This window comes from Kribbella orskensis, from assembly GCF_004342085.1.
GTDB classification, from domain to species: domain Bacteria; phylum Actinomycetota; class Actinomycetes; order Propionibacteriales; family Kribbellaceae; genus Kribbella; species Kribbella orskensis.
In genome coordinates this window covers 1-26,442 of sequence record NZ_SLWM01000029.1, presented here as the reverse complement: position 1 = coordinate 26,442, position 26,442 = coordinate 1, and the positions used below count along the sequence as shown (strand labels likewise).

Annotated in this window: 27 protein-coding genes and 1 pseudogene; 17 read left to right on the top strand and 11 right to left on the bottom strand. The window is 68.5% G+C overall.

What is annotated here, in order from left to right; genetic code table 11:
- Window positions 1-12: 12 nt before the first annotated feature.
- The 6 genes from EV644_RS39220 (at window position 13) to EV644_RS39195 (ending at window position 6,286) form a co-directional block, all read left to right on the top strand.
- The gene (locus tag EV644_RS39220; RefSeq protein WP_132195958.1) at window positions 13-1,077 is read left to right on the top strand and encodes a zinc-dependent alcohol dehydrogenase family protein; all 1,065 of its coding nucleotides are present in this window, start codon (window positions 13-15) and stop codon (window positions 1,075-1,077) included.
- Complete coding sequence (locus EV644_RS39215) at window positions 1,074-2,102, top strand: Acg family FMN-binding oxidoreductase (RefSeq protein ID WP_132195956.1); 1,029 nt, start codon at window positions 1,074-1,076, stop codon at window positions 2,100-2,102. Before EV644_RS39220 ends, EV644_RS39215 begins: the two co-directional genes overlap by 4 nt.
- Before the next feature lie 58 nt (window positions 2,103-2,160).
- Window positions 2,161-2,730, top strand: coding sequence for an Rv1733c family protein (locus tag EV644_RS39210; protein WP_132333457.1), 570 nt, complete (start codon window positions 2,161-2,163; stop codon window positions 2,728-2,730).
- 391 nt (window positions 2,731-3,121) lie between these two features.
- A complete protein-coding gene (locus EV644_RS39205) occupies window positions 3,122-4,045 on the top strand; it encodes a universal stress protein (protein WP_132195952.1) in 924 nt (307 codons plus the stop codon).
- A 1-nt stretch (window position 4,046) separates the two neighbouring features.
- Window positions 4,047-5,723, top strand: coding sequence for a SulP family inorganic anion transporter (locus EV644_RS39200; RefSeq protein WP_132195950.1), 1,677 nt, complete (start codon window positions 4,047-4,049; stop codon window positions 5,721-5,723).
- A gap of 2 nt (window positions 5,724-5,725) precedes the next feature.
- A complete protein-coding gene (locus EV644_RS39195; protein ID WP_199240267.1) occupies window positions 5,726-6,286 on the top strand; it encodes a flavodoxin family protein in 561 nt (186 codons plus the stop codon).
- A gap of 101 nt (window positions 6,287-6,387) precedes the next feature.
- On the opposite strand, the gene EV644_RS47360 is transcribed toward EV644_RS39195, so the two are convergent.
- Both EV644_RS47360 and EV644_RS39185 read right to left on the bottom strand, forming a co-directional pair.
- The gene (locus EV644_RS47360) at window positions 6,388-7,125 is read right to left on the bottom strand and encodes a glycosyl hydrolase family 65 domain-containing protein (RefSeq protein WP_255511457.1); all 738 of its coding nucleotides are present in this window, start codon (window positions 7,123-7,125) and stop codon (window positions 6,388-6,390) included.
- 127 nt (window positions 7,126-7,252) lie between these two features.
- Window positions 7,253-8,788: pseudogene (locus EV644_RS39185) on the bottom strand (glycoside hydrolase family 65 protein); the annotation flags it as partial.
- Between the two features lie 158 nt (window positions 8,789-8,946).
- On the opposite strand from EV644_RS39185, the gene EV644_RS39180 reads away from it, so the two are divergent.
- Window positions 8,947-9,819, top strand: coding sequence for a hypothetical protein (locus EV644_RS39180; protein ID WP_132195944.1), 873 nt, complete (start codon window positions 8,947-8,949; stop codon window positions 9,817-9,819).
- A 61-nt stretch (window positions 9,820-9,880) separates the two neighbouring features.
- Complete coding sequence (locus EV644_RS39175) at window positions 9,881-10,156, top strand: DUF1876 domain-containing protein (protein ID WP_132195942.1); 276 nt, start codon at window positions 9,881-9,883, stop codon at window positions 10,154-10,156.
- A 49-nt stretch (window positions 10,157-10,205) separates the two neighbouring features.
- Here EV644_RS39175 and EV644_RS39170 read toward each other — a convergent pair whose 3' ends face one another.
- Both EV644_RS39170 and EV644_RS39165 read right to left on the bottom strand, forming a co-directional pair.
- Window positions 10,206-11,180 carry an Acg family FMN-binding oxidoreductase gene (locus tag EV644_RS39170; RefSeq protein WP_132195940.1) on the bottom strand — a complete coding sequence of 325 codons (975 nt, stop codon included), beginning with the start codon at window positions 11,178-11,180 and terminating at the stop codon, window positions 10,206-10,208.
- A 23-nt stretch (window positions 11,181-11,203) separates the two neighbouring features.
- Window positions 11,204-12,586 (bottom strand): MBL fold metallo-hydrolase RNA specificity domain-containing protein, encoded by a 1,383-nt coding sequence (locus EV644_RS39165; RefSeq protein WP_132195938.1) that lies wholly within the window; start codon window positions 12,584-12,586, stop codon window positions 11,204-11,206.
- A 189-nt stretch (window positions 12,587-12,775) separates the two neighbouring features.
- Here EV644_RS39165 and EV644_RS39160 point away from each other — a divergent pair, with 189 nt between their 5' ends.
- The 5 genes from EV644_RS39160 to EV644_RS39140 are packed head-to-tail and all read left to right on the top strand — an operon-like array spanning window position 12,776 to window position 15,906.
- Entirely contained in the window at window positions 12,776-13,336 is a 561-nt protein-coding gene (locus EV644_RS39160; protein WP_241999346.1) for a hypothetical protein, read from the top strand.
- A 4-nt stretch (window positions 13,337-13,340) separates the two neighbouring features.
- Window positions 13,341-14,585, top strand: a complete 1,245-nt coding sequence (gene sqr / locus EV644_RS39155; RefSeq protein WP_132195936.1) for a type III sulfide quinone reductase, selenoprotein subtype — start codon at window positions 13,341-13,343, stop codon at window positions 14,583-14,585.
- 2 nt (window positions 14,586-14,587) lie between these two features.
- Entirely contained in the window at window positions 14,588-14,902 is a 315-nt protein-coding gene (locus tag EV644_RS39150; RefSeq protein WP_132195934.1) for a TusE/DsrC/DsvC family sulfur relay protein, read from the top strand.
- Window positions 14,903-14,913: 11 nt separating this feature from the next.
- Complete coding sequence (locus EV644_RS39145; protein WP_132195932.1) at window positions 14,914-15,417, top strand: DsrE/DsrF/DrsH-like family protein; 504 nt, start codon at window positions 14,914-14,916, stop codon at window positions 15,415-15,417.
- A gap of 48 nt (window positions 15,418-15,465) precedes the next feature.
- Window positions 15,466-15,906, top strand: a complete 441-nt coding sequence (locus EV644_RS39140; RefSeq protein WP_132195930.1) for an SRPBCC family protein — start codon at window positions 15,466-15,468, stop codon at window positions 15,904-15,906.
- A gap of 336 nt (window positions 15,907-16,242) precedes the next feature.
- Here EV644_RS39140 and EV644_RS39130 read toward each other — a convergent pair whose 3' ends face one another.
- From EV644_RS39130 to EV644_RS39120, 3 genes are all read right to left on the bottom strand, one after another.
- Window positions 16,243-17,082, bottom strand: coding sequence for a DUF2157 domain-containing protein (locus EV644_RS39130; protein WP_132195926.1), 840 nt, complete (start codon window positions 17,080-17,082; stop codon window positions 16,243-16,245).
- A gap of 97 nt (window positions 17,083-17,179) precedes the next feature.
- Window positions 17,180-17,479: a 2TM domain-containing protein gene (locus EV644_RS39125; protein WP_132195924.1), complete on the bottom strand. Its 300-nt coding sequence runs from the start codon at window positions 17,477-17,479 to the stop codon at window positions 17,180-17,182.
- Window positions 17,480-17,648: 169 nt separating this feature from the next.
- Window positions 17,649-18,662, bottom strand: coding sequence for a zinc-dependent alcohol dehydrogenase (locus EV644_RS39120; RefSeq protein WP_132195922.1), 1,014 nt, complete (start codon window positions 18,660-18,662; stop codon window positions 17,649-17,651).
- A gap of 232 nt (window positions 18,663-18,894) precedes the next feature.
- On the opposite strand from EV644_RS39120, the gene gap reads away from it, so the two are divergent.
- From gap to EV644_RS39105, 3 genes are read left to right on the top strand one after another with little or no spacing between them, the layout of a single operon-like run.
- On the top strand, window positions 18,895-19,902 hold the full coding sequence (gene gap, locus EV644_RS39115) for a type I glyceraldehyde-3-phosphate dehydrogenase (protein ID WP_132195920.1): 1,008 nt from the start codon (window positions 18,895-18,897) through the stop codon (window positions 19,900-19,902).
- A gap of 29 nt (window positions 19,903-19,931) precedes the next feature.
- Complete coding sequence (locus EV644_RS39110) at window positions 19,932-20,825, top strand: class I fructose-bisphosphate aldolase (RefSeq protein WP_132195918.1); 894 nt, start codon at window positions 19,932-19,934, stop codon at window positions 20,823-20,825.
- A gap of 25 nt (window positions 20,826-20,850) precedes the next feature.
- The gene (locus EV644_RS39105) at window positions 20,851-21,729 is read left to right on the top strand and encodes a universal stress protein (protein WP_132195916.1); all 879 of its coding nucleotides are present in this window, start codon (window positions 20,851-20,853) and stop codon (window positions 21,727-21,729) included.
- Window positions 21,730-21,734: 5 nt separating this feature from the next.
- On the opposite strand, the gene EV644_RS39100 is transcribed toward EV644_RS39105, so the two are convergent.
- On the bottom strand, window positions 21,735-22,514 hold the full coding sequence (locus tag EV644_RS39100; RefSeq protein ID WP_132195914.1) for a 2-oxo acid dehydrogenase subunit E2: 780 nt from the start codon (window positions 22,512-22,514) through the stop codon (window positions 21,735-21,737).
- Window positions 22,515-22,779: 265 nt separating this feature from the next.
- On the opposite strand from EV644_RS39100, the gene EV644_RS39095 reads away from it, so the two are divergent.
- Entirely contained in the window at window positions 22,780-23,640 is an 861-nt protein-coding gene (locus tag EV644_RS39095; RefSeq protein ID WP_158293067.1) for a universal stress protein, read from the top strand.
- Between the two features lie 78 nt (window positions 23,641-23,718).
- On the opposite strand, the gene EV644_RS39090 is transcribed toward EV644_RS39095, so the two are convergent.
- The 3 genes from EV644_RS39090 to EV644_RS39080 all read right to left on the bottom strand — a co-directional run bounded on the left by EV644_RS39090 (window position 23,719) and on the right by EV644_RS39080 (window position 26,209).
- Entirely contained in the window at window positions 23,719-24,366 is a 648-nt protein-coding gene (locus EV644_RS39090; protein WP_132195910.1) for a hypothetical protein, read from the bottom strand.
- A 182-nt stretch (window positions 24,367-24,548) separates the two neighbouring features.
- Window positions 24,549-25,310, bottom strand: coding sequence for an ABC transporter permease (locus EV644_RS39085; RefSeq protein WP_132195908.1), 762 nt, complete (start codon window positions 25,308-25,310; stop codon window positions 24,549-24,551).
- The gene (locus EV644_RS39080) at window positions 25,307-26,209 is read right to left on the bottom strand and encodes an ABC transporter ATP-binding protein (protein WP_132195906.1); all 903 of its coding nucleotides are present in this window, start codon (window positions 26,207-26,209) and stop codon (window positions 25,307-25,309) included. The genes EV644_RS39085 and EV644_RS39080 overlap by 4 nt, the downstream gene beginning before the upstream one ends.
- Between the last annotated feature and the right edge of the window lie 233 nt (window positions 26,210-26,442).

The window sequence follows — 26,442 nt, the reverse complement described above, 5'->3', positions numbered from 1 at the left end:
AGGAGGATTGTCATGAAGGCGTTGGTCTACCACGGGCCTGGGCAACGGACCTGGCAGGACGTGCCGGATCCGGTGATCGAGGACCCCGAGGACGCGATCATCCGCGTCGACGCGGTCACCATCTGTGGCACCGACCTGCACATCCTGAAGGGCGACGTACCGACGGTGCAACCCGGGCGGATCCTCGGCCACGAGGCAGTGGGCACCGTCCTTGACATCGGAGCCGGAGTACGGGGACTGACTCCCGGCGACCGGGTGCTCGTCTCCTGCATCACGTCCTGCGGGCGCTGTGCGTACTGCCGCGAAGGCCACTACGGGCAGTGCCTCGGTGGCGGTGGCTGGATCCTTGGCCACTTGATCGACGGGACGCAGGCCGAGCAGGTGCGGGTGCCGTTCGCGGATGGTTCGGTGCACAAGTTGCCGGACAACGTCACCGACGAGGCCGCACTGCTGCTGGCCGACATCCTGCCGACCTCGTTCGAAGTCGGCGTTCTCAACGGGCGGGTATCGCCTGGCGACACGGTTGTGATCGTCGGTGCCGGGCCGATCGGCCTGGCCGCGATCGCCACCAGCAAGCTGTTCAGCCCGTCCCGGATCATCGTCGTCGATCTGGCCGATGCCCGCCGGAAGGCCGCGCTCGAACGTGGCGCCGACCTGGCCTTGAGTCCGGACGAGGACGTCGTCGGCGCCGTCCGGGAGCTCACCGGTGGCCTTGGCGCGGACGTCGCGATCGAGGCCGTCGGCATCCCGGCGACCTTCGAGCTGTGCACCCAGGTGGTCCGCCCCGGCGGGACGGTCGCCAACATCGGTGTGCACGGCGCCCCGGCGACGCTGCACCTCGAGGATCTGTGGATCAAGAACGTCACCATCACGACCGGCCTGGTCGACACGGTGACGACGCCGCGGCTGCTGGCCATGCTCGCAGCCGGCCGGCTGCCGTTGCCCGGGCTCATCACCCACCGCTTCGGCCTGGACGAGATGCAGGACGCGTACGACATCTTCGCCCGCGCCGGCGAGACGGGCGCGCTGAAGGTCGCGCTCTTCACCATGGAGGGTGCGGAGCAGGACACCCGGTGAGTACGACGCCGGCCGGGGACGTCCGTGACGAGCTGCTCCGGGCAGCCGTCGCGGCGCCCTCGGTGCACAACACCCAGCCGTGGCAGTTCCGCTTCCGCGGTTGGGTGGTGGAGGTCCATCGGGACCGCACGCGGGAGTTGCCGGCCGAGGACCCCGACCGGAGGATGCTGTTCCTGTCGCTCGGCGCCGCGGCGCTCAACCTACGGGTCGCCGCTGCTCGGCTCGGCTACGGCACCGACACCAGGACTGTGCTCGACCGGTCCCGGCCGGATCTCGTCGCGGAAGTCGAGTTGCTGGCGCCCGGACCGGAGACCGAGGAGCTGCGGGCACTGGCGCCGTACCTGCACCTGCGCCGGACCAACCGGCAGCCCTACGGTGACCGTCGCGTCCCGCCGGAGATCAGGTCGTTGCTCGAACTCACCGCCCGGGTGGAGGGCGCCGAGCTGGAGTGGGCGGAAGCACCGGCCCGCCGCAGATGGCTGCAGCTGGCAAGCAGCGATGCCGGTGTGCTCGACGACCTGGACCCGGCCAGGAGTGCTGAGCGGCGCCGCTGGGTCGGTGGGGCCCGCGCCGGTGACGGTGTTCCCCGCAGCGCGCTGGGGCCGCGGAGCGAGCGCGGCGCGGCTGCGGTCCGGGACATGGCCGCAACCCCCGAGGACGAGAACCGGGCGGTCGCGACCTTTGAACCGCAACCACAACTGGCCGTGTTGTCGACCCGCCACGACGGCCGGGTCGACTGGCTCCGGGCCGGGCAGGCGATGGAGCGGGTCCTGCTCGAAGCGACCGCGCAGGGACTGTCGACGTCGTTGCTGAATCAGGCGATCGAGCACGACGAACTGCGCTGGCTGATCAACGATCCGCTCGGCCCCTGGCGCCGCCCACAGACCATCATCCGCTTCGGGTACGGCCCACTCGTTCCACCAACCCCGCGCCGCCCGATCGCCGACGTACTGCTCGCGTGTCCCGAGCCAGAGGTCCCGCCGAAACAGGGCAGTGACGGCAGGGGCACGGAGGGCGCAAGCTAGGTGTTAGGGGAACGTGATGAGTGCCAACCAGCAGCGGCGCGGTGAGATGTGGGTCCTGATGCAGGCCCGCCGGCTCGGTCTCGGCCGCAATACGCTCCGTCGCCAGGTCGATCGCGTGGAGGCGATACTGCGGCTCGGTGCGGTCGTGGTCGCATTGCTCATGATTCCCGCCGCAGCCGTTCTGGGCACGGCGGTCCGCGACGCCAGTGAACGCGCGGCGGCCGTAGAGCGCGCTGAGCTCCAGCAGGTCCGTGCGCAAGCGCTCGAGGACGCCTTCGCGGGGACGGGCGTCGCACCAGGTCAGGTGAGTTGGCCGATCCGGGTCGGCTGGCAGGATGCACAGGGCGTCGAGCGTGAGGGCATTGCCGACGGCCTCATCGGTACCAAGGCGGGTGCGGACGTGATGATCTGGCTGGACCGATCCGGCAGCATTGCGTCGCCGCCGCGACAGCCCGCCGACAGCGCAGCGTTCGGTGCGTCGGCAGGCCTCAGCATGGTCATGCTGTCCTGGCTGCTGCTGAGCGGACTCTTCGTCCTCGCGCAGAGATCGCTGGACCGGCGCCGCGCGGACATCTGGGAGCGTGAGTGGGCCGAAGTGTCCCGGCGGTGGACCCGCTGGGAGAAATGACCCTCGGTCACACGTGGTCGAGGCGCTGTGCGACCCGGGTCAGGGTGTGGAGGATTGCGAGGGTTTCGCTCACCTGTATCTGTAGCTTGACGGTCGAGCCGGCGGGGACGAGTTCCCGCCGCGATGTGGTGCCCATTCGGATGACCGCGAGGCTGTTGGGTTCCGTTGCCCGAGGCATCCTTCACCACGCGACCTGCCCGATCGCCGTCGTTCACATCCATCCGGACAACGCCTGAGCCGCCCGATACGTCCGGGCAAGGCAAGTAACCGGCAGGGGACCTTGGTCCCGCCGCCGGTTGCCGTCCGGCCCGGAGGTGTGGGTACCGCGCCTCTTCCGTCCAGGGATGCGTACGCGCGACGCTCGGAATGAGCGAGTCATTGGAGGCGCGAGATGAACGGCTGGGTGCGAAGCGGACCTGATGTCGTTGAGGTGGACGGCACGGCCGAGGGGCTGCGCGTGATCGACTATGCGTGCGTGGAGGCGCTTCGGTCTGGTGCCGAGCTGGTACTGGCCGCTTCCTACGGTGCGCACAGCACTTTCTCCCGGATGCGGCCGAGTGACTTGCCGAAGCCACCTGGTGAGCTGGCGGATGCGTGGCTGCGGGTGGCCGTCGGACATGTCAGGCATCGGTATGGCTACGGCCTGCAGTTGGAGGCGGTGTCGAAGGAAGGCGCGCGGGCGAGAGTGCTCGCGGAGGTGGCCCGGCATGCGCGGATGCTGATCATCGGCCGGACCCCCAAGCGCGGTCCACAGCGGTTGCTGGCCGCTCAGACGAATCTGAACCTGGCTGCCCGGGTAGGCTGCCCGGTCCTCGTCGTACCCCTGTCGTGGCGGCCGTCCGCGGTGGATCGCAAGGTCGCCGTCGGAGTCGACGGGTCCCCGTTGTCGACCGAGGCGATGGAGTTCGCGTTCCGGGCCGCGGCCGACCGCGAGGGCGACCTGATCGTCGTCCGGGCCGGCCTGCCACCGGATCACGCCTGGAACGACGACGACGTCGAACACTCGTGGATCAGCCGGGCCGACCAAACGATCAGCGAGGCGGTGGCTGCTTGGACCAGCGAGTTCCCTCAGGTGAGGGTGACGCGGTTCCTCAGCAGCCGGCCGGCTGCGGAGGCGATTCTGCACGAGAGCGAAGACGTCGGGCTGATCGTCGTGGGTGCGCACGGCTCCGTGCCGGCCCCGGACCCCGTCGCACGGCGTTGTGTCGCGGCGATGACGTGTCCGGTGGCGATCGTTCCGCATCACTTGATCGCGGCCGAGCGGGAGCAGCTCCTGGTGCACCGCCGGGCCGATGTCATGACACCGATGTACTGAGATGGCCACGACCGGGATCGCCACGCTCCGCCACTACCAGGTCGGGTGGCTGCGAACCGATGTGCTCGCGGGCGTGACCGTGGCGGCGTACCTGGTCCCGCAGGTGATGGCATACGCGCAGGTGGCGGGCCTTCCCGCCGTCACCGGGCTGTGGGCGGCACTCGGTCCTTTGCTGGTGTACTTCCTGCTCGGTTCCTCGAGGTTGCTGTCCATGGGCCCCGAGTCGACGACGGCGTTGATGACTGCTGCGGCGATCGGGCCTCTTGCGGCCGGGGATCCGACCCGGTACGCGATGCTCGCGGCCGTGCTGGCGCTGCTCGTCGGTGGGGTCTTCCTCGTCGCGTGGCTGGCCAGGCTGGGGTTCCTGGCGGATCTGCTGTCCAAGCCCGTGCTGGTCGGCTACATGGCCGGCATCGCAGTCATCATGGTGACGGGGCAGCTGGGGCGGCTGACCGGCGTGAAGGTCACCGGCGACTCGTCGCTCGAGGAAATCGCCTCGGTCGCGCGGCAGATCGGCTCGTGGCATGCGCCGACGGTCGCCCTGTCAGTGGCGGTGTTGGCTCTGCTGCTGGTCGCCGCGCGGTGGCTGCCGCGTCTGCCCGGGCCACTGATCGTAGTGGTGCTGGCATCGGTCCTGGTGTGGGCAACCGGCTTGGACGTTAAGCTCGTCGGGGCAGTACCTTCCGGAATCCCCGTCCCCGAACTTCCGCAGCCGGCCGCCGGCGATCTGCGCCTGCTGCTGCTTCCGGCGCTGGGTGTCGCACTGGTCGGTTACACCGACACGGTGCTGACCGGACGCGCCTTCGCACTGCGGCACCGGGAACGGATCAATCCGGATCGTGAGTTGCTGGCGATGGGAGTCGGCAACCTGTCGTCCGGTCTGCTCCGCGGGTTCCCGATCAGCAGCAGTGGCAGCCGGACCGCGATCGCCGACGCGACCCGTGCGAAGACCCAGGTCTATTCGCTGGTGACCGCGGCGGTCGTGATGATGACCTTGCTGTTCGCCGGGCCTTTGTTGTCGACGTTCCCCTCGGCGGCGCTGGGTGCCCTGGTCGTCTTCGCGGGACTGCGGCTGATCGATCTGCCCGAGTTCCGCCGGTTCGCCGCCTTCCGCCGTACCGAACTGCTCATCGCTCTGGCCACCACGGCCGGCGTGGTCGCGCTCGACGTCCTGTACGGCGTACTCGTCGCGGTCGCGTTGTCCGTGCTCGACGTACTGCGCCGGGTCGCCCGGCCGCACGACGGGATCCTCGGCATCGTCCCCGGAATCGCCGGCATGCATGACGTCGACGACTACCCGGACGCTCGCCCGATTCCAGGGCTGGTCGTCTACCGCTACGACTCACCACTGTTCTTCGCGAACGCGGAGGACTTCCGACGACGTGCGCTGGCCGCGGTCGACAGCGCCGAGCAGCCGGTGCGCTGGCTGCTGCTCAACGCCGAGGCGAACGTCGAGATCGACATCACCGCGATCGACGCGCTCGACGCACTGCGACAGGAGCTGGCCGACCGCGGCGTCGTGCTCGCGATGGCCCGGGTCAAGCAGGACCTGGCCGACGACCTCGCGGCCGCGAGGTTCCTCGACCGGCTCGGCCGCGACCAGGTGTTCTTCACACTACCCACCGCCGTACAAGCCTTTCGGGACCGTACGGCGACCACCAACGAAGCAAGGAGCTGACCATGTCCGACACGCCACGCGCCCTCATCGTGTACGAATCGATGTTCGGCAACACCTGGAAGGTCGCGGCCGCGATCCGGGACGGACTCGGCACCGTGATCGACACCGACCTGGTCCGCGTCGACCTGGCGCCGGCCGAGATTCCCGCGGACGTCCGGCTGCTCGTCGTCGGCGGACCGACCCACGCGTTCAGCATGAGCCGGCCCTCGACGCGGGCGGACGCGGCAAAGCAGGGCGATGTCGTGATGCCACTGGAGACGGGGATCCGGGAGTGGCTCGGCGCCCTTCCGAACCGCACGACCCCGACGCTGACCGTCACCTTCGACACGCGCATCACCAAGGTCCGGCGGCTGCCGGGCTCGGCTGCCCGGTCGGCCGCCAAGCTTCTGCGCCGACGGGGCTTCCGTGCGATGGTGCCACCGACAACCTTCTTCGTCGAAGACACCACCGGACCGATCGAAGGGCGAGAGCTGGCGCGAGCCCGGCAATGGGGCGTGGACCTGGGCCGGGAGCTCGGCTCGGTGCTCGGCCCCAGCCGCCGCGGAACGAGGCGATCCGCATGATGCACGATACGTCGGCCCAAACCTGGGCTGGATCGTGCTCGGGTTGACAGTCTGGCTCGCGGCGATCGGCGGCGCGGTCGCCGTCGCGGGGCGCTCGGAAATCACGTGCCGCGGGTCGGCCACGTGCAGGACTCGCCGGGCTTCACTAGCCGGGTACGGCCGGAGCAGCGGACGGCGATCGCAGGACCCGGGCCAGGGTCGACCGTGAGGGTCACCCCGGTGGCGGATACCTCGGCTACGATGCGGTGGCCGCGGTAGCGCATCACCATCCGGAGGGTGCCGAGTTTGCCCGGCCAGTGCGGGCCGAACCGCAGTACGTCGTTCGTCGCGCCCAACCCGGTGAAGCAGCGCTGAATCAGATCGGCGCTGCCCGCCATCGCGCCCAGGTGGATGCCCTCCGCGGTGGTGCCGGTCCGGCTGGGATCGCCCGCGTCGCTGTGCAGGGCCTGCTCGAGGAAACCCAGCGCCCGATCCGGATCCAGCATCGCCAGTCCCCAGGCGTGCACGACCGCGCTGAGCGAGGAGCCGTGGCAGGTGCGGGCCAGGTAGTACTCGATGGTGGCGCGGATGGTCTCGGCGGAGAGCCGGTAGCCGAGACGCTCCATCAGCTCCTGCAACTCACGGCGGCGGAGCAGATACAGCAGCATCAGTACATCGGCCTGTTTGGAGACCTGGTAGGCCGTGACGTCGAGTCCCTCGGCTTCCAGGATCCGGTCGAGCCGGCGAATGTCGCCGTACTTGGTCCGGTACTTCTGCCAGTCGAGCTCGGTCAACTGCTCGTATCCCTCGAACTGGCTGATCACGCCGTCGTGGAACGGGACGAACGTGCGGCGGGTCAGTTCGTCCCAGTGGCTCAGCTCTTCCGGTCGGAGGCCGAGCGACTCGGTCAGTTCCGTCCGTCCGCCGCCAGGCCGGCAGCCGCTGCAGAGCCTTCGCGGCCACTCCGAACAGCCAGACGGCCATCACGTTCGTGTAGGCGTTGTTGTCGATCCCGCCGGCCGGCCGGTCAGGATAGCCGGTATGGAACTCGTCCGGTCCGACCACACCGCGGATCACATAACGATCGCGACCCTGGTCGTACTCGGCGAGCCCGGCGAAGAACCGGGCCACCTCGACGATGACCTCGGCGCCGCGATCGCCGAGGAACTCCAGGTCGCCGGTCATCTCGACGTACTGCCACACGGTGTACGCGATCGCCAGCCCGACATGCCGCTGCCGGAAGGTCGCATCCTCGGTCCATCGGCCGGACAGCGGATTGAGATGCAGCCGCTGGCTCTCCTCCCGACCGTCGCTGCCCGATTGCCACGGAAACATGGCTCCGGGGTAGCCGGCCTGTCGAGCCGCCCGCCGGGCGGCCGGCAACCGTCGATGCCGATAGCGCAACAGCGAACGGGTCAGGGCCGGCATCCGCAGCGTCAGCACCGGGAAGACGAACAACTCGTCCCAGAAGACGTGACCGCGGTACGCCTCGCCGTGCAGACCACGTGCGGGTACGCCGGCATCGGTGTCGCCGCTGTGCGTCGAGACCGACTGCAGTAGGTGGAAGAGGTTCAGCCGGACAGCAGCCAGGGTGCCGTCGAAGGGCTCCTCGAGCTCGATCGAGAACCGCTGCCAGAGGTGTGACCAGGCGAGTACGTGGGCCTCGCGCAGTTCGTCGAAGCTGGGTGCCTCGGCCAGCGCGGTGCGCGTGGCCAGCAGGGGTTCGGTGATCCCCGCGTCCCGCGAGCCGTGAATCGCCGCCACTTTCTCGGCGGTGACGAGGTCCCCGGCCTCGACGGGTACGACGATCTCGGCGTACGCGGACGTCGAGTCCGTCCGGGTGGTCCAGCCGGCGATCGGCGAGCCGTTGTGGGTGGCAACGGTCCGGGTGCCGACGGCGATCCGGTGGCGTGACTGTGACGTGCTCACCGCCACCATGAGGGCACCGTCAGCAACCGTTGGGGCGAGGTCGGTCAGATGCCGGCCGGACAGCTTCCGGTAGCGCTCGACGCCGCTGTTGCGGACCGCTCCGTTGACCGCCGTCCCGAGCCGGAGGTGGCCGGACCAGTTGACCACTGTGATGGCCAGCGTCTGGCCGGCCAGGTGGGGCTCTGCCATGCTGGCGAATCGCCGCTCAACTCCGCTCACCTCCCGGCCGAGTGGATCGCGAAGCCGGAAACGCCGGGTCAGTACGCCGCGCAGAAGGTCCAGTTCCTGGTCGTGTTCGATGACCTCGCAGGTGTCCGGCGTGATCCAGTCGCCGTCGTCGATGGCGACCGTCAGTGGCAGCCAGTCGGGCAGGTTCACCAGACTCTCGTTCTCGACTGTGTGGCCGTCGACCTCGTCGGTCAGCCGGTTGTAGTAGCCGGCCAGGTAGGTCCCGGGGTAATGGTGGTCCGTGGCCGACGAGCCCGCCCATGCTCCTCGGGTGGCGAAGTACCCGTTGCCGACGGTGCAGAGCGCCTCACGCCGCCGCTCGTCCGGCGGATCGTAGCCGGCGAACCGATGGATCCAGTCCTTCATGGTTCGACTGTCCGCCCGTCGCCCTGGTCCCGGCCAGGGCCCAAGGTCCCGTGCTGTGAGAAACGGTCCCGAATCCCTTCCTTTCCGGGACCTACGGCCCTGACGAGCATCCAGGTCCGGGGAGGAGCGTCGAAGCAGCGCGACGTTTGGAGGCGGCGATGCGAATGACGCACACGGTGGCCATCGGCGCGACCGAGGAGCTGAGCCGCCGAACGCGGATCCTGTGCAGTGTCCTGGGCGTACTGGTCGTGGTCGCGGCCGTCCCCACGTTCTTCGTCGACGGGATCCTGAACGGGACACCAGTGATGAACGGATCGGCGCGGGGAACAGCTCTCACCATGTTCGCCCTGGCGCTGCCGGTGCTGGTGGTCGGCCTGATCACGTCGGCGAGAGGGTCGGTCCGGGGGAGGGCCGCGCTGATCGGGGCGATCGCCTACCTGACCTACAACGCCGCGCTGCTGGTGTACGCCACCCCGTTCAATGAGCTGTTCCTTGCCTACGTCGCCCTGCACGGACTGGCGTTCTGGTCCCTGGTCAGGGCGCTGCTCGACCCGCTGCCTGCGATGGTGTCGGACGGCCGGCTGCCCGTCCGAGGCATCGCCGGGTTCATCCTGACCGTGGTCGCTCTCAACGCGATCGGTTGGCTGGGGTTCGTCGTACCGGATCTGGGTCAGGACCCGCCCGGCTTCCTGAACGGGACCGGATTGACCACCAACCCGATCTACGCCCAGGACCTCGCGATCTGGCTGCCCGCCCTGGCGATCGTCGCCGTACTGATGTGGCGACAGCGGCCGGCCGGCATCTTTCTCGGCGGCGCCGGCCTCGTGTTCTGGATGATCGAGGCAATCGGTGTCGCGACAGACCAGTGGCTCGGCCACCGCGCCGCTCCGTCCTCGGACGTTGCGACCCTGGGTGGCGCGGTCCTGTTCGTCGTACTCGCGGCAGTCACGCTGGTGCCGCTCACCCTGTGGCTCCGTGCCGCACCCTCCGGACCGGCCGGAGCTTCGCAAGCTAGGGACCTTCGGCCCTGACGGTACGCCGGCCACGGTCGCAGTCTGAGGGCACGGGACGTCGCACAGAAAGGAAACACCGATGGCGATGACGCACCGGTGGAGCGTGGACATCTACATCGACGAGCACGAGGAGACCGGGCTGATCCACGCCGAGGCCCGGCTGCACACGAACGACAAGACCCAGTTGATCGGCCATGGGAGTGCACATCGCCACCCGAAGGACACCCAGGTCGCCGAGATCGGCGACGAGTTGGCGGTGGCACGAGCGTTGTCCGAGCTGTCCCACCACCTGGTCCACGCGGTCGCCCGCGACCTCGAGGACGTGAACAAGCGGTTCCACTCCGCGGACCGCTGACCCCGGCACACGAAGGCCCGGTCCGGACGGACCGGGCTTTCGCCGTACGTCAGAACCAGCGATCCAGAGTGTCCCGCCAGGGGAGCCGGCCGGTACCCGCCTCGGCCTCGGTCGGGTAGCCGATCCGGAGGATCATCTGCGGCCAGGCGTGCCCGCCGACCAGCTGCCTGATCTGCCCGCGCAGCGCCGGGTACTCCAGTGCCTGGTTGAGGAAGGAGACGGCGAGCACCGAGGAAGTTGCTGTCAGCAACACCCGCTGCAGCGCCAGGCCGGCCCGGACCCACGCGTGTTCGTCCTCGTCCTCGGTGCTGAGGACGGCGATCACCGGATGCTCCTCGAAAGCCGCCTGATCGCGGCCCGGAGTGACGAAGCCTGCCGAAAGGTCCCGGACCATGGCCGGTCGGGTCGGCACAGGTCCGAGCGCGGTGTCCGGAACACCGTCGTCCGGCCGCTTCCCGCCGATCCACTCGGCCCGCTCATGGAGGCGATCCTCGTCGTGCAGGTCCAGGTCGTCGGCTTCACGCAGTACTTGGGCGAGCTGCCGTTTGGCGTCCTCGTCCAGCCAGTGCAGCACCGCGCCCTCGGCCTCGGCGGCGCCCGTCAGTGCACCGACCACAATCGGTGGGATCGCCTGCTCGACCATCGGGCCGCGATACGTGTGCCGTCGCGTGATCTCGCCGTACAGCGCGGACAGGCCCGGCACCGGCCCGTTGCGCTCGGACAGGAAGATCCGGGCGACCACGGCCGGGTCGGCGGGATCCGGCGCGATGGTGAAGGCCGACTCGTGCCCCAGCATGGCGGCCGCCACCCGGAGGTTGAACGCCGCCGCGCCAAGTCCGATCCGCATCGCCCGGCCGGCCGGGTCGGCGGCGGGCAGCAACCGCTCCTCGTCGAGCCGGACGTCGATCACCGGCCCGGCCACCTCGAACCGCCATGGTTGGGTGTTGTCCATCGATGGCGCATGGACGGCAGCGGTGAGCAGAATGCCCACCTCGTCGTCGGTCAGTGGTGCGGCGGTGCTCATGGTGTCCTCCTTGGTACGGCCCGCTACAACCGGACGCGCTCGAGGTGACGAGGTGTCACCGCGGTCCAGCCGAGTTCGTCGTCGATCCGCTCGGCCAGGGCCTGCCGGGCGTCGTCCTCGCCGTGTACGACGTACACGGCCTCGGGCGGTTCGGGGGTGCTCGACAGCCAGTCGACGAGTTCGTCGGCGTCGGCATGGGCGGAGAACTCCGGCAGGTCGGCGATCCTGGCGCGGACGGGGATGTAGTGCCCGTGGATCTTGACCGCCCGGGCGCCGTCGAGCAACTGCCGGCCGCGGGTCCCGGCGACCTGGAAGCCGGGCAGCAGGATCGTGTTCTTTGCCTGGGGCAAGAGACGCTCCAGGTGATAGAGGACCCGGCCGCCGGTGGCCATCCCCGAGGCGGACAGGATGATGCAGGGCCGGCCGGGGTTGTTGATCCGGATCGACTCGTCGACCGAGTGCACCAGCCGCAGGTCGCCGGGATCGAACGGGTCGTCGCCGCCGAGGATCTCCGGTCGCAGCTCGGCCGATTTCTGCGAGATCGCGGTCCGGTAGACGCTCAGCGCCGCCAGCGCCATCGGGCTGTTGACGTAGACCGGAAGGTGCGGGATCAGTTCGTGGCGGGTCAGCTCGGTGAGCTCGCGCAGGACCACGGCGGTGCGGTCGACGGCGAAGGCGGGAATCAGGACGACGCCGCCGCGGTCGACCGTCGAGGTGATCAGCCGGGCCAGCCGGGCGTGGTCCAGCGGCTGGTGCAGCCGGTTCCCGTAAGTCGACTCGATCACGACCGCGTCGGCGCCGGGAAGGGGCTCGGGTGGCAGCAGAAGCGGATGGTCCGGCCGGCCCAGATCGCCGCTCACAGCCAACCGCCGGCCGCCCAGTTCGACGACGGCGAAGGTGGAGCCGAGGATGTGGCCGGCCCGGTGCAGGGTCACGGCCCCACCGCCGGGTAAGTCGGCCCGGCCGGACTCCGGCACCGGCCGGAAGAGCTTGATCGCCCGCTCGGCGTCCTCGGTGTCGAACAGCGGCAACGGTGGATCGTGGCGGGAGTAACCTCCGGTGCCGGCGTGGACCGCGTCCTCCATCTGCAGGTGCGCGGCGTCACGGAGCACGATCGCGGCGACCTGCGCGGTCGCGGCCGAGCAGATCACCGGGCCGTGGAAACCCTGCCGGACCAGGGCCGGCAGGTAACCGCAGTGGTCGAGGTGCGCGTGGGTCAGGACGACGGCACCGAGCGTACGTGGCTCGATCGGGAAGGTGTCCCAGTTCCGGCGCCGCCAGCGCGCCTCCCCCTGGAACATCCCGCAGTCGATCAGCGTCCGGTGGTTCTCGTACTCGAGCAGGAACTTGCTGCCCGTCACCGTCCCGGCCGCGCCGAGGAATGTCAGCACAGGGCTACCACTCATCGCGTGCTCCCTTCACAGCGCCGAACCACTGCCGTCTCTTCAGCTTGGTCCGTGGGGCGCGGCTGGGCTGCGGGCAACGGTCCTGAGGTGGAGGGGTCCTTCGGCACTTCGGCCGGTGACCACGGCCTCTGCCTACGGATCTGCGGGAAAGCGGATGCTCGAAGTACAGAACGAGGAAAGGACGAGATCATGACCACCACCCCGAACCGGCGCGACATTCCGGTCCCTGTGATGGCACCTGACGGTGACCGGCAACAGGTCATCACCACTGCGGCCGGGCGGGCTCTGGCCGTACTGCGGATCGCCTTCGGCTTCACGTTCCTCTGGGCGTTCGTGGACAAGCTGTTCGGTCTTGGTTACGCGACCCCGGAGGGCAAAGGCTGGATCGACGGCGGCGACCCGACCGCAGGGTTCCTCGGCAAGGGAACCAGCGGTCCGTTCGCGGACTTCTACCAGTCCCTGGTCGGTGACTGGTGGGTCACCCCGCTGTTCATGGTCGGCCTGGCCGGAATCGGTCTGGCGCTCACGTTGGGCATCGGGATGCGGATCGCGGCAGTCTCTGGAGCGTTGCTGTACCTGCTGATGTGGACCGCGAACCTGCCGCCGGAGAACAACCCGGTCATCGATGACCACATCCTCGGCGCGATCACGCTGGTCGTCCTGGCACTCGTTGCTGCTGGCACCTGGTGGGGTCTCGGCCGGTGGTGGGGCAAGCTCGACATCGTCCGCCGGTACCCCTGGCTGCGGTGATGTCGTGAAGCGCTTGGTCATCCTGGGCGCAGGGACCGCGGGCACGATGGCGGCGAACAAGCTTCGCCGCCGTCTGCCCATGCGGGACTGGCAGATCACTGTCGTCGACCGTGACAACGTCCATCTTTACCAGCCCGGACTGTTGTTCCTTCCGTTCGGGCAGCACCGTCCCGAGCACCTCCGCAAATCCCGGCGGCGTTTCCTGCGGCCCGGGATCCGGCTCGAGCTCGCCGCGGTCGACCGGATCGATCCGGCCGACAAGGTCGTTCGGCTCACCGATGGTCAGGCGCTCGGCTACGACTACCTGGTGATCGCGACCGGGACCTCGCCCCGGCCGGATCAGACACCCGGCATGCTGGGCACCGAGTGGCGGCGGAGCATCTTCGACTTCTACACCTACGACGGCGCGTCCGCGCTGGCCGGAGCGCTGGAGTCGTTCCGTGGCGGGCGGTTGGTCGTGCACATCGTCGATCAGCCGATCAAGTGCCCGGTCGCGCCACTGGAGTTCACGTTCCTGGCCGAGGCCTGGTTCCGGCAGCAGGGACGACGAGACCAGGTGGAGATCGTGTACGTGACCCCGCTGTCCGGTGCTTTCACCAAGCCGATCGCCTCCGAGCGACTGGGTGGCATGCTCGAGGATCGCAAGATCGCGCTGGAGACCGACTTCCTGGTCGAGCGGATCGACCCCGAGCGCAAGGTGCTGGTGTCGTACGACGAGCGCGAGATCCCGTTCGACCTGCTCGTCACGGTTCCGCTGAACATGGGCGCCGACTTCGTCGCCCGGTCCGGGCTCGGCGACGAGCTGAACTACGTCCCGGTCGATCGCCGGACGATGCAGTCGAGGGCGTACCCGGACATCTTCGCGATCGGCGACGCGAACGACCTGCCGACGTCGAAGGCCGGCTCGGTGGCGCACTTCTCGGTCGAGGTGTTCACCGAGAACTTCTGTGAGTACGTCGAAGGCACGGCGATGACCGAGCAGTTCGACGGACACGCCAACTGCTTCGTCGAGTCCGGAGACGGCAGGGGACTGCTGATCGACTTCAACTACGACACCGAGCCGTTGCCCGGCGAGTACCCGCTGCCGCGGCTCGGCCCGTTCGGGTTGCTCCGGGAGACGGCCAGGAACCACTGGGGCAAGTTGGCGTTCCGGTGGATCTATTGGCACCTGCTGCTGCCCGGCCGGTGGCTGCCGCTGCCGAGCCAAATGTCCATGACCGGCAAACATCGACCCGGCAAGGAGAACTGATCATGCCTGTCCTCACCATCGGCACAGCCGACGTCCACGTCGACGCCGAGGGTTTCCTGACCGAGTACGACGAATGGACCGAGCCGCTCGCGGCACAACTGGCCGCCCAGATCGGCATCGAGCTGACCGACGAGCACTGGAAGGCGATCAGGTTCCTCCGGTCCGACTACCCCACGCACGGCGAGACCGCGACGCTGCGCCGGGTGTCCACGCTGGCCGGGATCCCGATCAAGCAGCTGTTCGTCCTGTTCCCGGGCAAGCCGGCCAAGAAGATGGCGTACGTCGCGGGTCTGCCCAAGCCACGCGGTTGCGTGTGAAGGAGAAAGCGATGACCGAGACACTGACCTTGGTTCCCGACTTCGGTGACCAGGCCGAGGGACGCAAGCTGGCCATCATCTGTTCCAAGGGCAACCTGGACATGGCCTACCCGGGCCTGATCCTGGCGAACGCGGCCCTGGGCGAAGGCGTGGAGACGCATCTGTTCTTCACCTTCTGGGGCTTCGACATGATCACCAAGTCGCGGATGCACGATCTGAAGTTCACCATGCTCGGCAACACCGCCACCCACCTGCCGCAAGGACTCGGTGGCCTGCCCGGCATGACCGCACTGGCCACCCATCAGATGAAGAAGCAGATCGAGCAGGTAGGAGTGCCCGACGTACCGGAGTTCCTCGAACAGATCGTCGCCTCCGGTGGCCACCTGTGGGCCTGCCGGATGTCCGCGGACATGATGCAGCTTGACGAGAACGACCTGTACGACGACGTCGAGGGCATCATCAGCGCATCCGACTTCATCGAGAAAACCGAAGGCGCCCAACTGCTGTTCATCTGAAGCCGCATCGCGCCGCTGTCCAAGTCTCGAGGCCCGGAGGGAGTAGCGATGACCCACATCGCCGGGGAGATCCTGATCGATGCCCCGATCGACGAGGTGTTCGACATGGTCGCCGATGAGCGGAACGAGCCGAGGTACAACCCTCGGATCGTCCGCGCTGAGAAGCTGAGCGAGGGACCAGTCGGCGCCGGTGCCCGATTCGTGGCCGAGCCGAAGGGCATGGGTGCCAGGGGTGAGATCACGCTGACGATCTTGGAGTACGACCGACCACGCCGTCTCCACACCGGGGTGCGCTCGTCGTACCTGCAGGTTGACGGCACCGTGACCTTCGAGGACGACGAGGGCGGGACGCGCCTGAGGTGGGACTGGGACATGGGTTTGGTCGGACCGATGCGGGTGTTGTCGCCGGTGCTGTCCTTCATCGGACCGGCCTGGGAGCGCCGCAACTGGGTCGGCCTCAAGAAGCACCTGGAGTCTGGCCGCCAGTGAGCTGATCGCTCCAATGAACACGGGCTCGACCTCGTCGAGAACCGAAGCCGCACGGCTGATCATCAGGCCAGGATCAGCACGGCAACGGTGACAGCGAGCGAGGTGACTACCGCGGCCGGCACGGCGACACGTGGAGTGCCGACCGCGTAGTCGTGCGTTCGCGGGGGGGGGTGTCAGGCTTGATCCGGCGCTGCTGGGCAGTGTAGATGGCAGCGGCGACCAGTAGTCCGCCGAACGCGAACAGGACCAGCGGCGCCGCCAGTTCGCCGGGGAACCATTCAGAGATCGCAGGCGGCAGGATGTTGAGGGCGCCGAGAGCTCCGATGGCGAGCAGCATCAGGTCCCGGAACAGGACGGCGACGGCGACGATCGTCGCGACGGTTGCGAGCCCCAGGACGATGCCGGCGTCGCTGGGGAGGGTGAAGACCGCACCGAACAGCATGCCGACCGCCCCAGGACGTAGACCTCGCTGCGGGGCGTGATGACCCCACCCCAGCCGAGGAGGAACCACACCACGCCCGCACCCCAGATCGCCAGTCCCGGCAGGTTGGAGTTGTCAGTGAACTGCGCGACGGTCGCGCCTGTAGCAACCAGCAAACTCGCGAGCAGCGCCACGTGCTGCAGGACCGTCCGCAGCTGCCACCAGAGTGCGGCAGCCAGCGCGGTTGTTCCGGCAGCGGACAGCAGAGTGATGTCCTCGCCGTGCAGGTCCAGCTTCTTGGCGGCGAGCAGTGCGAGGAAGATGGCTGTGGCAACAGTGGAGAGCAGCCACAGGACTGCGCGCAGACGGACGCTTGCACCGGCTGCCTGCAGCGGCATCGCGAGCCCGGCAAACAGCAGCAGTACCGCCGCTCCGGCGACGATGCCCAGCTGTGTCGAGTCGGACAGGTTCGCCCAGTACTGCGCAGTGAGAAGCCCGGTGGCAATCAGGAGAATCACACCGCCGAGGTAGCCGAGCGCCTCGATCACCAGGGACGTACGCTCGCTTCGAGCCGGGGGTGGCGGTTGAGTCCTCCGTGGCACTGGCGCTGGTGACAGCTGCGACGGCTGGTCCGTGTGCTGGCCGAGGTCAATTCGCATCCGCTCGGCCTGGGACAGGGTGATCACTCCTTCGGTCACCCAGTGGTCGATCAGTGCCGGCAAGTCGAGCCGTTGCCGCCAAACTCCGCGCTTCACACCTTCACCGTCGAACGGCGTGCCGGAGGAGGGCAGAGGCCAAGGTCACCTCATCGGGGGACCCTTACGACCGCCCGTCAGCCGAAGGGGCAGGTGATCACCTGCGCCGCGCGATCCGGTCCATCGTGGTGCGGACCGCCGCCTCGCTCGGTTGTGGCGTGAGCACATCCCAGGCGTGGAGGACCACGCCGATGCCCCAGCCGAAGATCGGGAACGCCGGCCAGAAGAAGCCCGCACCGGTCAGGTACCAGATGACCACCAGGAAGGTGTTCACCGTCAGGTAGGTGAGGATGTGGCCGACCAGCTCGCGGCGCTTGCGCAGCTCCGCGATCGCCTGCTCACGGAGTTCCTTGTCGACGTCGGTCCCAGCCTGGTCGACAACTGCCTTGTCATTCATCGCCGTCTCCTCTCTCCGTCCTTCAGCTCCAGCATCGTCACGGCCGGCTGCGTCGTGACAGAGGCTCAAGTCCCCTTTGTGGGCGGCACTTCGGCGCGGCTCGCTCTGAGGTTCCTGACACACGCTGCCCCTCGGTCGCCGCACGACCGAGGGGCTCTGCGTGTCGTGGTCAGAACTGGAACACCAGGCGGCCTGGTACCTGGCCGGCGAGGACGTCGGCGAAGCAGGTGTTGACGTCGGTGAGTTTGCGGGGCTCGGCGACGACCTTGGTGCGTCCGGCCGCGTGCAGGGCGAAGACCTCGGCCAGGTCCTGGCGGGTGCCGACGATGGAGCCGATCACGGAGATGCCGCCGAGGACGGTCTCGAAGATCGGTACGTCGATGCTCGCGTTGTCCGCGGGCAGGGCGACCATCACGAGCCGGCCACCGCGGCGCAGCGAGCGGTAGGCCTGCTGGAAGACCTTCGGCGAGGCAGCCAGGACGATCGCGACATCGGCGCCGCCGATCTTCTGGATCTCCTCCGCCGGGTCGGTCTCGGCCGCGTTGACCAGGTGGTCCGCGCCGAGTTCCTCGGCCAGGTCGAGCTTGCTCTGCTCGATGTCGACCGCGGTGACGAGGCCACCGACGAGCCGCGCGTACTGCACGGCTAGGTGGCCGAGCCCGCCGATCCCGAAGACCGCGATGCGCTCTGACGGGGTGACGGTAGCAACCTTGATCGCCTTGTACGTCGTGACTCCGGCGCACGTCAGCGGTGCCGCGTCGAACGACGACACTCCGTCCGGGACTTCGACGATGCCGTGCGCGAAGGCGACGGCGTACTCGGCGTACGCGCCATCCACGGAGTAGCCGCTGTTCAGCTGGCTCTCGCACAACGCTTCGCGGCCCGAGACGCAGTACCGGCAGTTCCCGCACGAGGTGGCCAGCCAGGGGATGGCGACGCGCTTGCCGATCAGGTCGACCGGTACTCCGTCGCCGACGGCCTCAACCGGGCCGACGCCTTCGTGGCCCGGGGTGAAGGGAAGGCCAGGCTTGACCGGCCAGTCGCCGTGGGCGGCGTGGATGTCTGTGTGGCAAAGGCCCGAGGCCTCGATCCGGACCAGGACTTGTCCAGGGCCGGGTTCGGGGATCGGCAGGTCCTTGATCTCCAGGGGTTCCGTGAAGGTGTTGACCACCGCGGCTTTCATCGTCGTTTCTCCGCCTTCTCGTCGTTCCGGTCCACGGTCTGTGGATCGTCGGCACCAGCACACGGCAGCAGGCGCTCGGTCAGCAGGGCCGAAGGTCATCAACCGGGCGGGCCCATCGCCGTACCCGCGGCTGCCGGGTCCAGTGGCGTCGCGACCGGGGACCTTTGGCCCTGCTGACCACTCCGGCCGGCTCGTGGAATAGAAGGCAGTGAATCCACGGAAAGGGGACGTCGTGAGTGTCAAGGTCGGGATCAACGGGTTCGGGCGGATCGGACGGGACTTCCTGCGCTGTGTGCTGGAGCGGGAGTCAGACGCGATCGAGGTGGTCGCGATCAACGACATCGCCTCGCCGGCGACGCTGGCGCATCTGCTGAAGTACGACTCCACCTATGGTCCGTTGAAGGAGCACGTCGGCCACACCGACGACACGATCACCGTCGATGGCCGGACCTTCCGGGTGACCGCCGAACGTGATCCGGCCGCACTCGGCTGGGGCGAGATCGGTGTCGACCTGGTGATCGAGTCGACCGGAAAGTTCCGCACCCGCGAAGCGGCCGGAGCGCACTTGACCGCTGGCGCCAGGAAGGTGTTGCTGTCCGTCCCGGGCAAGGATGTCGACGCCACCATCGTGCTCGGCGTGAACGACGACGCCTACGACCCGGCCACACACGACATCGTCTCGAACGCCTCCTGCACGACGAACTGCGTCGCTCCGATGGTGTCGGTACTGCACCGGGCGTTCGGGATCGAGCGTGGTCTGATGACCACGATCCACAGCTACACCAATGACCAGGTGCTGTTGGACTCCCCGCACAAGGACTTGCGCCGCGGACGGTCCGGTGCGGCCAACCTGATCCCGACGAGTACCGGCGCTGCCCGAGCGGTCGGGCTGGTGATTCCGGAGCTTGCGGGCAAGATCGACGGTGTCGCGGTCCGGGTGCCGGTCGAGGACGGTTCCCTGACCGATCTGTGCGTCGAGCTGTCCCAGCCGGCGACCGTCGAGCAGGTGAACCAGGCGTTCGCCGAAGCAGCCGACGGACCGTTGAAGGGCCTGCTGCGCTACACCGAGGATCCGATCGTCTCGCGCGACATTGTCGGAGACCCGTCCTCGTGCATCTTCGACTCGCAGCTCACCCAGGCCAACGGTCACCTGATCAAGGTCTTCGGCTGGTACGACAACGAATGGGGCTACGCCAGCCGCCTGCTCGACCTGGCCGAGCGCATCGCCCGGTCACTCTGACCCCGCCCCGGAAGACAGAAGTGTTGACCATGCAAACTCGACCACCGTTGCGTGAGCTGGGCTTGAACAGTGGGAAGAAGACGCGGTTGCGGCGGATCTTGTTCGATCACGGTCTGCGCAACGGTACGGCGTTCTTCCTGCCGTACGACCAGGGGCTGGAGCACGGCCCGCGGGACTTCTTCGCCAACCCGCAGGCGTCCGACCCGGCGTACATCGTGAAACTGGCCATCGCGGGCGGCTTCAACGGGATCGCGGTCCAGATCGGGCTGGCGGAGAAGTTCTACTGGGACTACGCCGGCGAGGTGCCGTTGATCCTGAAGCTGAACGGCAAGACCGACATCCCGGCCGACGCCCAGGCCCTGTCGCCGGTGCACGCGAGCGTCGAGGACGCGGTCCGGCTGGGCGCCGACGCGGTCGGCTACACCCTGTACGTCGGATCGCCCGCACAGGAAGCGGATTTCGCCCAGTACCGGCAGATCAGGGCGGACGCGCACCGCTTCGGGATGCCGCTGATCGTCTGGGCGTACCCGCGTGGGGCGGCCATCGAGGCGAAGGGTGGCAAGGACTCGTTCTACGCGGTCGACTACGCGGCCCGGGTGGCCAGCGAGCTCGGCGCCGACGTGGTGAAGGTGAACTTCCCGCACCCGGAGAAGCAGGACAGCGTGAAACCGGCGTACCGGGCCGAGTTCAGCTCGCAGCAGGCGATCGAAGCCGTGGTGCGGTCGGCGAACCGGACTCTGGTGCTGGTGTCCGGCGGAGAGAAGTCCGGCGACGAGGCGATGCTCGCCAAGGCGCGGCAGGCGATGGACGCGGGTGGCCTCGGCTTGATCTTCGGCCGCAACGTCTGGCAGCGCGGCTACGACGAGTCGCTGCGCTTCGTCGAGTCTCTGCGCGAGATCCTCGCGGCTCACCCGAGCGAGTGAAGGACCGAAACGAGAGGAACCGATCATGACGCAGCAAGCCACCATCGCCGTCGGGGTCGACGGCAGCTGGGCCGACAACGGTGCCGTCGACTGGGCGCTGCAGGAGTCCCGGCTCAGCTCCGATCCGGTTCGTGTTCTGCACGTGATCGACAACATGCTGCCGGCTGGGCCGTTCGTCGACATGGCGCGCGCGGACGAGGCGGCCAAGCGGTTGGTGGCCGATGCCCGCGACTATCTGCACCGCAACGACGCAGAGGCGGAACATACGGCCGTTGTGTTGTCCGGCGCGCCGGCGCACACGCTGGCGGGAGCCACCGCCGGCGACCGGATGCTCGTCGTCGGACGCCATGGTCGCGGCGTGCTCGGCCGGCTGCTGATCGGCTCCACGGCCGAGGCGGTGGCGCACTTCGGCGGTACGGCGTTGGTCGTCGTTCCGCCGAAGTGGCGCCCGGGGGATCAGGTGGCGCCCGTCGCAGTCGGCGTGGACGAGCTCGAGCGCTGCGAGGCGGCAGTCGCGTTCGCGGTCGGCCTGGCCGCCGAACGTGGGGTGCGGATCCGACTGGTGCACGTCTGGGACGTCGCCAAGATGTACACCGGAGATACGGCTGCGACCGCGGGAACTGTCGAGTTGGCACGTCGTCACCACAACGAGCAGCTGGATGCGATCGCGCAGCAGTGCCGGGACAAGTACCCCAACATCACCTTCGAGACCGAACTCAGGCATAGCCACCCGGTGGCCGGGCTGACTGACGCCACGCAGGAGGCGGACGCCCAGCTGCTCGTCATCGGAGGCCGCAGCCACCGTCGGCTCACGGCGATCCTGCTCGGATCGACGGCCCGTGGCGTGCTTCAGCATGCCGCCGGCCCGATTGCGATCGTCCACCAGCCCCTCGCCGACCACTGACCTTCCTACCGGCGCCGGAGGTCTCCGGCGCCCGGCAGTCCGTCGGCGGTCATCAGGAAGCTGCGCAGTCTGCTGACAAACCGCGCCGTGGGTGCGCCGTCGACGACGACGTGGTCGACGCTGACGGTGAGCTGCAACCATTCCTGCTCGACGAGTTGTCCTGCGCGGAGGGCGGGTCGGACCGTGATGCCGCCGATGACGATGCTGAGCGTGTGCAGCTGGAACGCGATGCCCCAGCCACCGCCGGCGCCGAACATACCGACGGCGGTGACTCCGACGGTGCCGGCGAGTGCGCGCTGCTGGTTCGGCCAGCGGTGCAGCGCACCGAGGAGACCGATGCGGACGGCGGCGGGGAGCAACAGGTAGGCCCGCGCCCAGGATTCCTTGCGGACCGATGGACTACGCGCCGGATCGGCCTGGATCTCACGGATCTCGCGGTGGATGTCCTCGACGGTCCGCGAGCCGGCGTCCCGGATGACGTGAGTGAACGCGAACGGCGCGCCGTCGACCGTCACCTCGATCGGGAGGCCGACGTCGACATTGTCGAAGATCACCTCCCGGCCACGGAGGTCCCGGTACGCCTGGACACCGGGCTCCGCGGCGACGGCGCGCGCCACGCAGGCGATCACGAACGCGGTGAACGACAGCTCCGTACCAGTGGCAAGCCGGCGCGCCTGCAACAACTGCCTGGCGGAGGTGACATCGACCTCGAACAGTCCGTGAATCGCATGCCGCCGCCTCGAAGCCCGGCCGGCATCGATCACCAGCCGCCGCACCCAAGGCACCGGCACAACGTGTGCGTTATGGCGATACACAAAGTCACCTCCGCTGTGATTCTGGCTCGGTCCAGCTGTCGGCCGCGGACTCCTCCTCGAGCCGGGCGCGTGGATGCTGTGATCTCAGCCTGTCGGGTTCCAGAGGTTGCGGGCAGCGGCATCGGTCCCCAGCAGCCGGGTCCTTCGGCACGTCGGTCGATGGCCAGGGCCCTTGCCCGGACCGCCTGTTCAGCCGGACGATCGAGTCGGAGAACGAGTGGAAAGGACAAGACCTGTGATCTACGTCGGGATCGACAGCTCGTGGCATCACTCCGGTGCCCTGGAGTGGGCGGTGCGGGGAGCAGACCTTCGGCATGAACCCCTCCGGGCGGTCTACGTGGTCGACCAGACGGTACGTCGTGCGCCGTACTCGGAACCGACCATCGTGGACGAGGCGGCGGTCGACCTCGTCGACGAGGTCCAGAAGCATCTGGACGCCAGACGCGATCGGCTGGACCTCGACGCAGACCTGATGGGCGGCCGGCCGGCCACAACGCTGGTGGAGGCGGCGGCCGGAAGCACGATGCTCGTCGTCGGCCGGCGGGGGACGGGCGCATTCAAGCGACTGCTCATCGGCTCGACGTCGGAAGAGGTCGTCAACGTGGCGACCGTGCCGGTGGTCGTTGTTCCGGACAGGTGGAAGCCAGGCGATCACTCCGGTCCGGTCGTCGTCGCGGTGGGTGGGTCCGACGCGGACCAGGGGTCGATCGAGTTCGCGGTCACCGCGGTGACGGAGCGAGGGGTGCCGTTGAGATTGGTCCACGTCTGGGAGCTGCCGAGCGTCCACAGCCGGGACGCGGCCGCGATCGCCCGCGCCGAGCAGGAATGGGACGACAACGCCCGGCGGTGGGGGGAAGCCGTCGCCGGCGAGTGGCAACCGAGGTATCCCGAGCTGGTCATCCAGGTCGACGTCCGCCGCGGCCATGCGGTCGACGGCGTCGTCACCGCCGCGGAGCAGTGTGACGCCCAGCTCCTGGTCGTGGGCGGCCGTCGCCACCACCGGACGACCGCGATGCTGCTCGGCTCCGTCGCCCGCGGAGTCCTCCACCACGCGTCCTGCCCGGTCGCCGTTGTACACGCCGAGCAGACATCCTGATCCGGGGCTCAGCGATGCTGTGGGCGACCGCGCCGACGACCGCGAAGACGAGGAGAAGTCACTTGCTGTTCTTCCAGGTCATCCCACCGCCCGGCCGGCGCGCGGTACCGCCAGGACGAGGGCGACAACGCCCAGCACGAAGAACGCTCCGGCGCTGACCAGCACGACGATCGACAACCAGTCGAGGGCCGGTACGGTGGCGCCGGCGTCCACCTGGACGTCGACCCCGGCGGTGCCGTCGGGCGACATCACCACGATGGTCCAGTCGCCGCTCTCAACTGCCCAGTTGATCGTCTGAACCCCGGTGCCGCTGGCCTGTGTCCGCCAGATCGTCGTGTCGGTGGGTGCTACCGACGGCGCGGTGCCGGCGTGGTCGGTGTAGTGGGTGCCGTTCGGGCCGAGCGACCGCACCGTCGAGTAGTCCACCCCGGCGAGGTAGCCGCGGACATCGCGGGAGCTTGCGATGCCGACGAACACCGGTCCGTCGTCGGCCGACTCCACCCGCACCCGCGTGTCCCCGAAGAGGCGTCGCGGTACGCCGGTCACGGTGCCGGTGTCGACCGTCAGATTGTCGCTGACCAGCGCGTACCCCGCGGTCCGCATCGACACGCTGTCCGACGTCAGGAAGCCCGCAGCGTCACGCTGGGTTTGGTCGAGCCAGAGCATCGTTCCACCGACCACCAGCCCGAATGCTGACGCGAGCGCGACCAGCGTGGCGAAGACCACTGTGATGACTCTCCCCGCAGACCATCGCCTGGCCGAACCTTGCTCCGGTGCCGACGGACCAGATGTAGTGGCCATGATTCCTCCCGATGATTGGTCTCTCACCACCAGCCTCCGCGCGCGGCCGGTCGCCGACAGAGCCGTCAGTCACCGAGCAGGCGGACCTTCGGCCCGCACGATCCGGATCAGGTGATGTCGCGGCGGATGGCGAGGGTGATACCGAGGACGGCGAACACAACGCCGTACGCGACCATCAGCAGGCCGGCCTGCCATGCGGCGAGGAAGGTGACATCGGGCTCGTAGCTGTTGGTCAGCCCGCTGAAGGCGCCGCCCGGGAAGTACTTGAAGTAGTCGCGGATCGTCGGCAGGAGCGAGACGAAGGACTCGACGACGAGCGAATAGACGAGCGTTCCGACCACTGCGGCGACCTGATGGCGAACCAGTGCGCCGATAGCTACGCCGATGACAGTGAAGATCGCGAGACCGAGCAGAACTCCCAGCAGCGTCTGAGGGATTCGGTTCGCGGTGAGCGAGAGGTCGACGTTCTTGGCGTCGAGCCAGGGTACGGCGATCGCCAGGGACACGAGCACGTTGACGGTTCCGAAGGCCAGGCCGACGAGCGCGTAGGCGATGAGCTTGGCGACCACTACCCGACCGCGGCGTGGGGTGACCAGGAAGGTGGGTGTGATGGTCTGGTAGCGGTATTCGCCGGTCATCGCGATGATGCCGAGCACCACGGTGAAGACCGCCGCGCCACCGGCGGAACTGAACAGTGCTTGTTGGCCTTCTGCTGAGCTGAGCGGCGGGCTGGGGTTGTCCTCCCGGCCCTCGAGCCCGATGGTCAGGCTGACGAACAGCGCGGTCAGCCCGGCGGCGCCGACGAGCAGCCACAGCCACAGCTTGGTGGTGAACAGCTTGGTGAACTCGGCGCGGACCAGGTTCGTCATCTGGACGCACCTCCACCGGTGAGGGCGAAGAAGATGTCCTTCAGGTCGCTGCGCTCGGTGGTGAGCTCATGCAGTTCGATCCGCTCGCTGAAGGCGATGTGCCCGACTTCCTCGCGGCGTAACCCCGTCACCACCAGGGCACCGTCGCGGTGCGTCAGGCCGGCTCGGTTGTGGAGGGTGGCCGCCAGCCGGTCGAGGTCAGGGCCACGGACGACCACCGGGCGGCCCTGCCCGTCGGCGAGTTCGGCCAGCCCGCCCTGCCCCACAAGCGAACCCTTGTCGATGATCACGACGTCGTCGACGGTCTGTTCGACCTCACTGAGTACGTGACTGGACAGCAGGATCGTGCGGCCCTCGGACGCCATCCGGCGAAGGAACCTACGCAGCCAGACGATGCCCTCCGGGTCCAGGCCGTTCGCCGGCTCGTCCAGCAGCAGCACCTGCGGGTCGCCGAGCAGTGCGGCCGCCAAGCCGAGACGTTGCCGCATGCCGGCGGAGTACTCGTTCACTTTGCGCCCGGCTGCCGGCGTCAGCCCGACCAGAGTGAGAACCTCATCGCCACGCTGTACCGGGTATCCGTTGGCCGCGCAGAGCACGCGCAGATGGTTCCTGGCCGTCCGCGCCGGGTGGAAGCTGGACGCATCCAGGACGGCGCCAACCGTGCCGGACGGTCGCGGGAGGTCGGCGTACCGCAGACCACCAATGGTGGCCGTGCCCGCGGTCGGGGTAACCAGCCCGAGCAGGCAGCGCAACGTCGTAGTCTTGCCCGCGCCGTTGGGCCCGAGGAAACCGGTGACGGTTCCTGGTGCCACGGTGAAGCTCAGATTGTCGACCGCCCGCACCGATCCGAACACCTTCGTCAGGTCCGCCACGGCGATCCGTCCGGACTCGTCTGTCATGGGATCCACTTCAGAACCGAACTGGGCCGTGCACCAGTGCCGAAGGACCCAGGCCCGGCAGGTCGTCCAGCCTACGCACGGGTCCGGGCGGCCACGAACCCCGAGTCGGGACCTTCGGGCCCTGCTTCAGGTGGTCACGCAGGCGATGAAATGTAGTCTGACGCGTACTGCGCGCACCCGGAACCTGGCGGAGTGAAAGGGCGGATCATGGAGAGTGCACCGAAGTTCATCCT

What these genes read in the sequence shown, in the direction of transcription:
- EV644_RS39150 (WP_132195934.1), top strand. Translation starts at nt 14,588, where the DNA reads ATGCCTGTCCTCACCATCGGCACAGCCGACGTCCACGTCGACGCCGAG.
- EV644_RS39195 (WP_199240267.1), top strand. Translation starts at nt 5,726, where the DNA reads ATGTCCGACACGCCACGCGCCCTCATCGTGTACGAATCGATGTTCGGC.
- EV644_RS39175 (WP_132195942.1), top strand. Translation starts at nt 9,881, where the DNA reads ATGGCGATGACGCACCGGTGGAGCGTGGACATCTACATCGACGAGCAC.
- EV644_RS39105 (WP_132195916.1), top strand. Translation starts at nt 20,851, where the DNA reads ATGACGCAGCAAGCCACCATCGCCGTCGGGGTCGACGGCAGCTGGGCC.
- EV644_RS39220 (WP_132195958.1), top strand. Translation starts at nt 13, where the DNA reads ATGAAGGCGTTGGTCTACCACGGGCCTGGGCAACGGACCTGGCAGGAC.
- EV644_RS39205 (WP_132195952.1), top strand. Translation starts at nt 3,122, where the DNA reads ATGAACGGCTGGGTGCGAAGCGGACCTGATGTCGTTGAGGTGGACGGC.
- EV644_RS39110 (WP_132195918.1), top strand. Translation starts at nt 19,932, where the DNA reads ATGCAAACTCGACCACCGTTGCGTGAGCTGGGCTTGAACAGTGGGAAG.
- EV644_RS39085 (WP_132195908.1), bottom strand. Translation starts at nt 25,310, where the DNA reads ATGACGAACCTGGTCCGCGCCGAGTTCACCAAGCTGTTCACCACCAAG.
- EV644_RS39165 (WP_132195938.1), bottom strand. Translation starts at nt 12,586, where the DNA reads ATGAGTGGTAGCCCTGTGCTGACATTCCTCGGCGCGGCCGGGACGGTG.
- EV644_RS39170 (WP_132195940.1), bottom strand. Translation starts at nt 11,180, where the DNA reads ATGAGCACCGCCGCACCACTGACCGACGACGAGGTGGGCATTCTGCTC.
- EV644_RS39210 (WP_132333457.1), top strand. Translation starts at nt 2,161, where the DNA reads ATGCAGGCCCGCCGGCTCGGTCTCGGCCGCAATACGCTCCGTCGCCAG.
- EV644_RS39140 (WP_132195930.1), top strand. Translation starts at nt 15,466, where the DNA reads ATGACCCACATCGCCGGGGAGATCCTGATCGATGCCCCGATCGACGAG.
- EV644_RS39125 (WP_132195924.1), bottom strand. Translation starts at nt 17,479, where the DNA reads ATGAATGACAAGGCAGTTGTCGACCAGGCTGGGACCGACGTCGACAAG.
- EV644_RS39080 (WP_132195906.1), bottom strand. Translation starts at nt 26,209, where the DNA reads ATGACAGACGAGTCCGGACGGATCGCCGTGGCGGACCTGACGAAGGTG.
- EV644_RS39160 (WP_241999346.1), top strand. Translation starts at nt 12,776, where the DNA reads ATGACCACCACCCCGAACCGGCGCGACATTCCGGTCCCTGTGATGGCA.
- EV644_RS39200 (WP_132195950.1), top strand. Translation starts at nt 4,047, where the DNA reads ATGGCCACGACCGGGATCGCCACGCTCCGCCACTACCAGGTCGGGTGG.
- EV644_RS39145 (WP_132195932.1), top strand. Translation starts at nt 14,914, where the DNA reads ATGACCGAGACACTGACCTTGGTTCCCGACTTCGGTGACCAGGCCGAG.
- EV644_RS39120 (WP_132195922.1), bottom strand. Translation starts at nt 18,662, where the DNA reads ATGAAAGCCGCGGTGGTCAACACCTTCACGGAACCCCTGGAGATCAAG.
- EV644_RS39180 (WP_132195944.1), top strand. Translation starts at nt 8,947, where the DNA reads ATGCGAATGACGCACACGGTGGCCATCGGCGCGACCGAGGAGCTGAGC.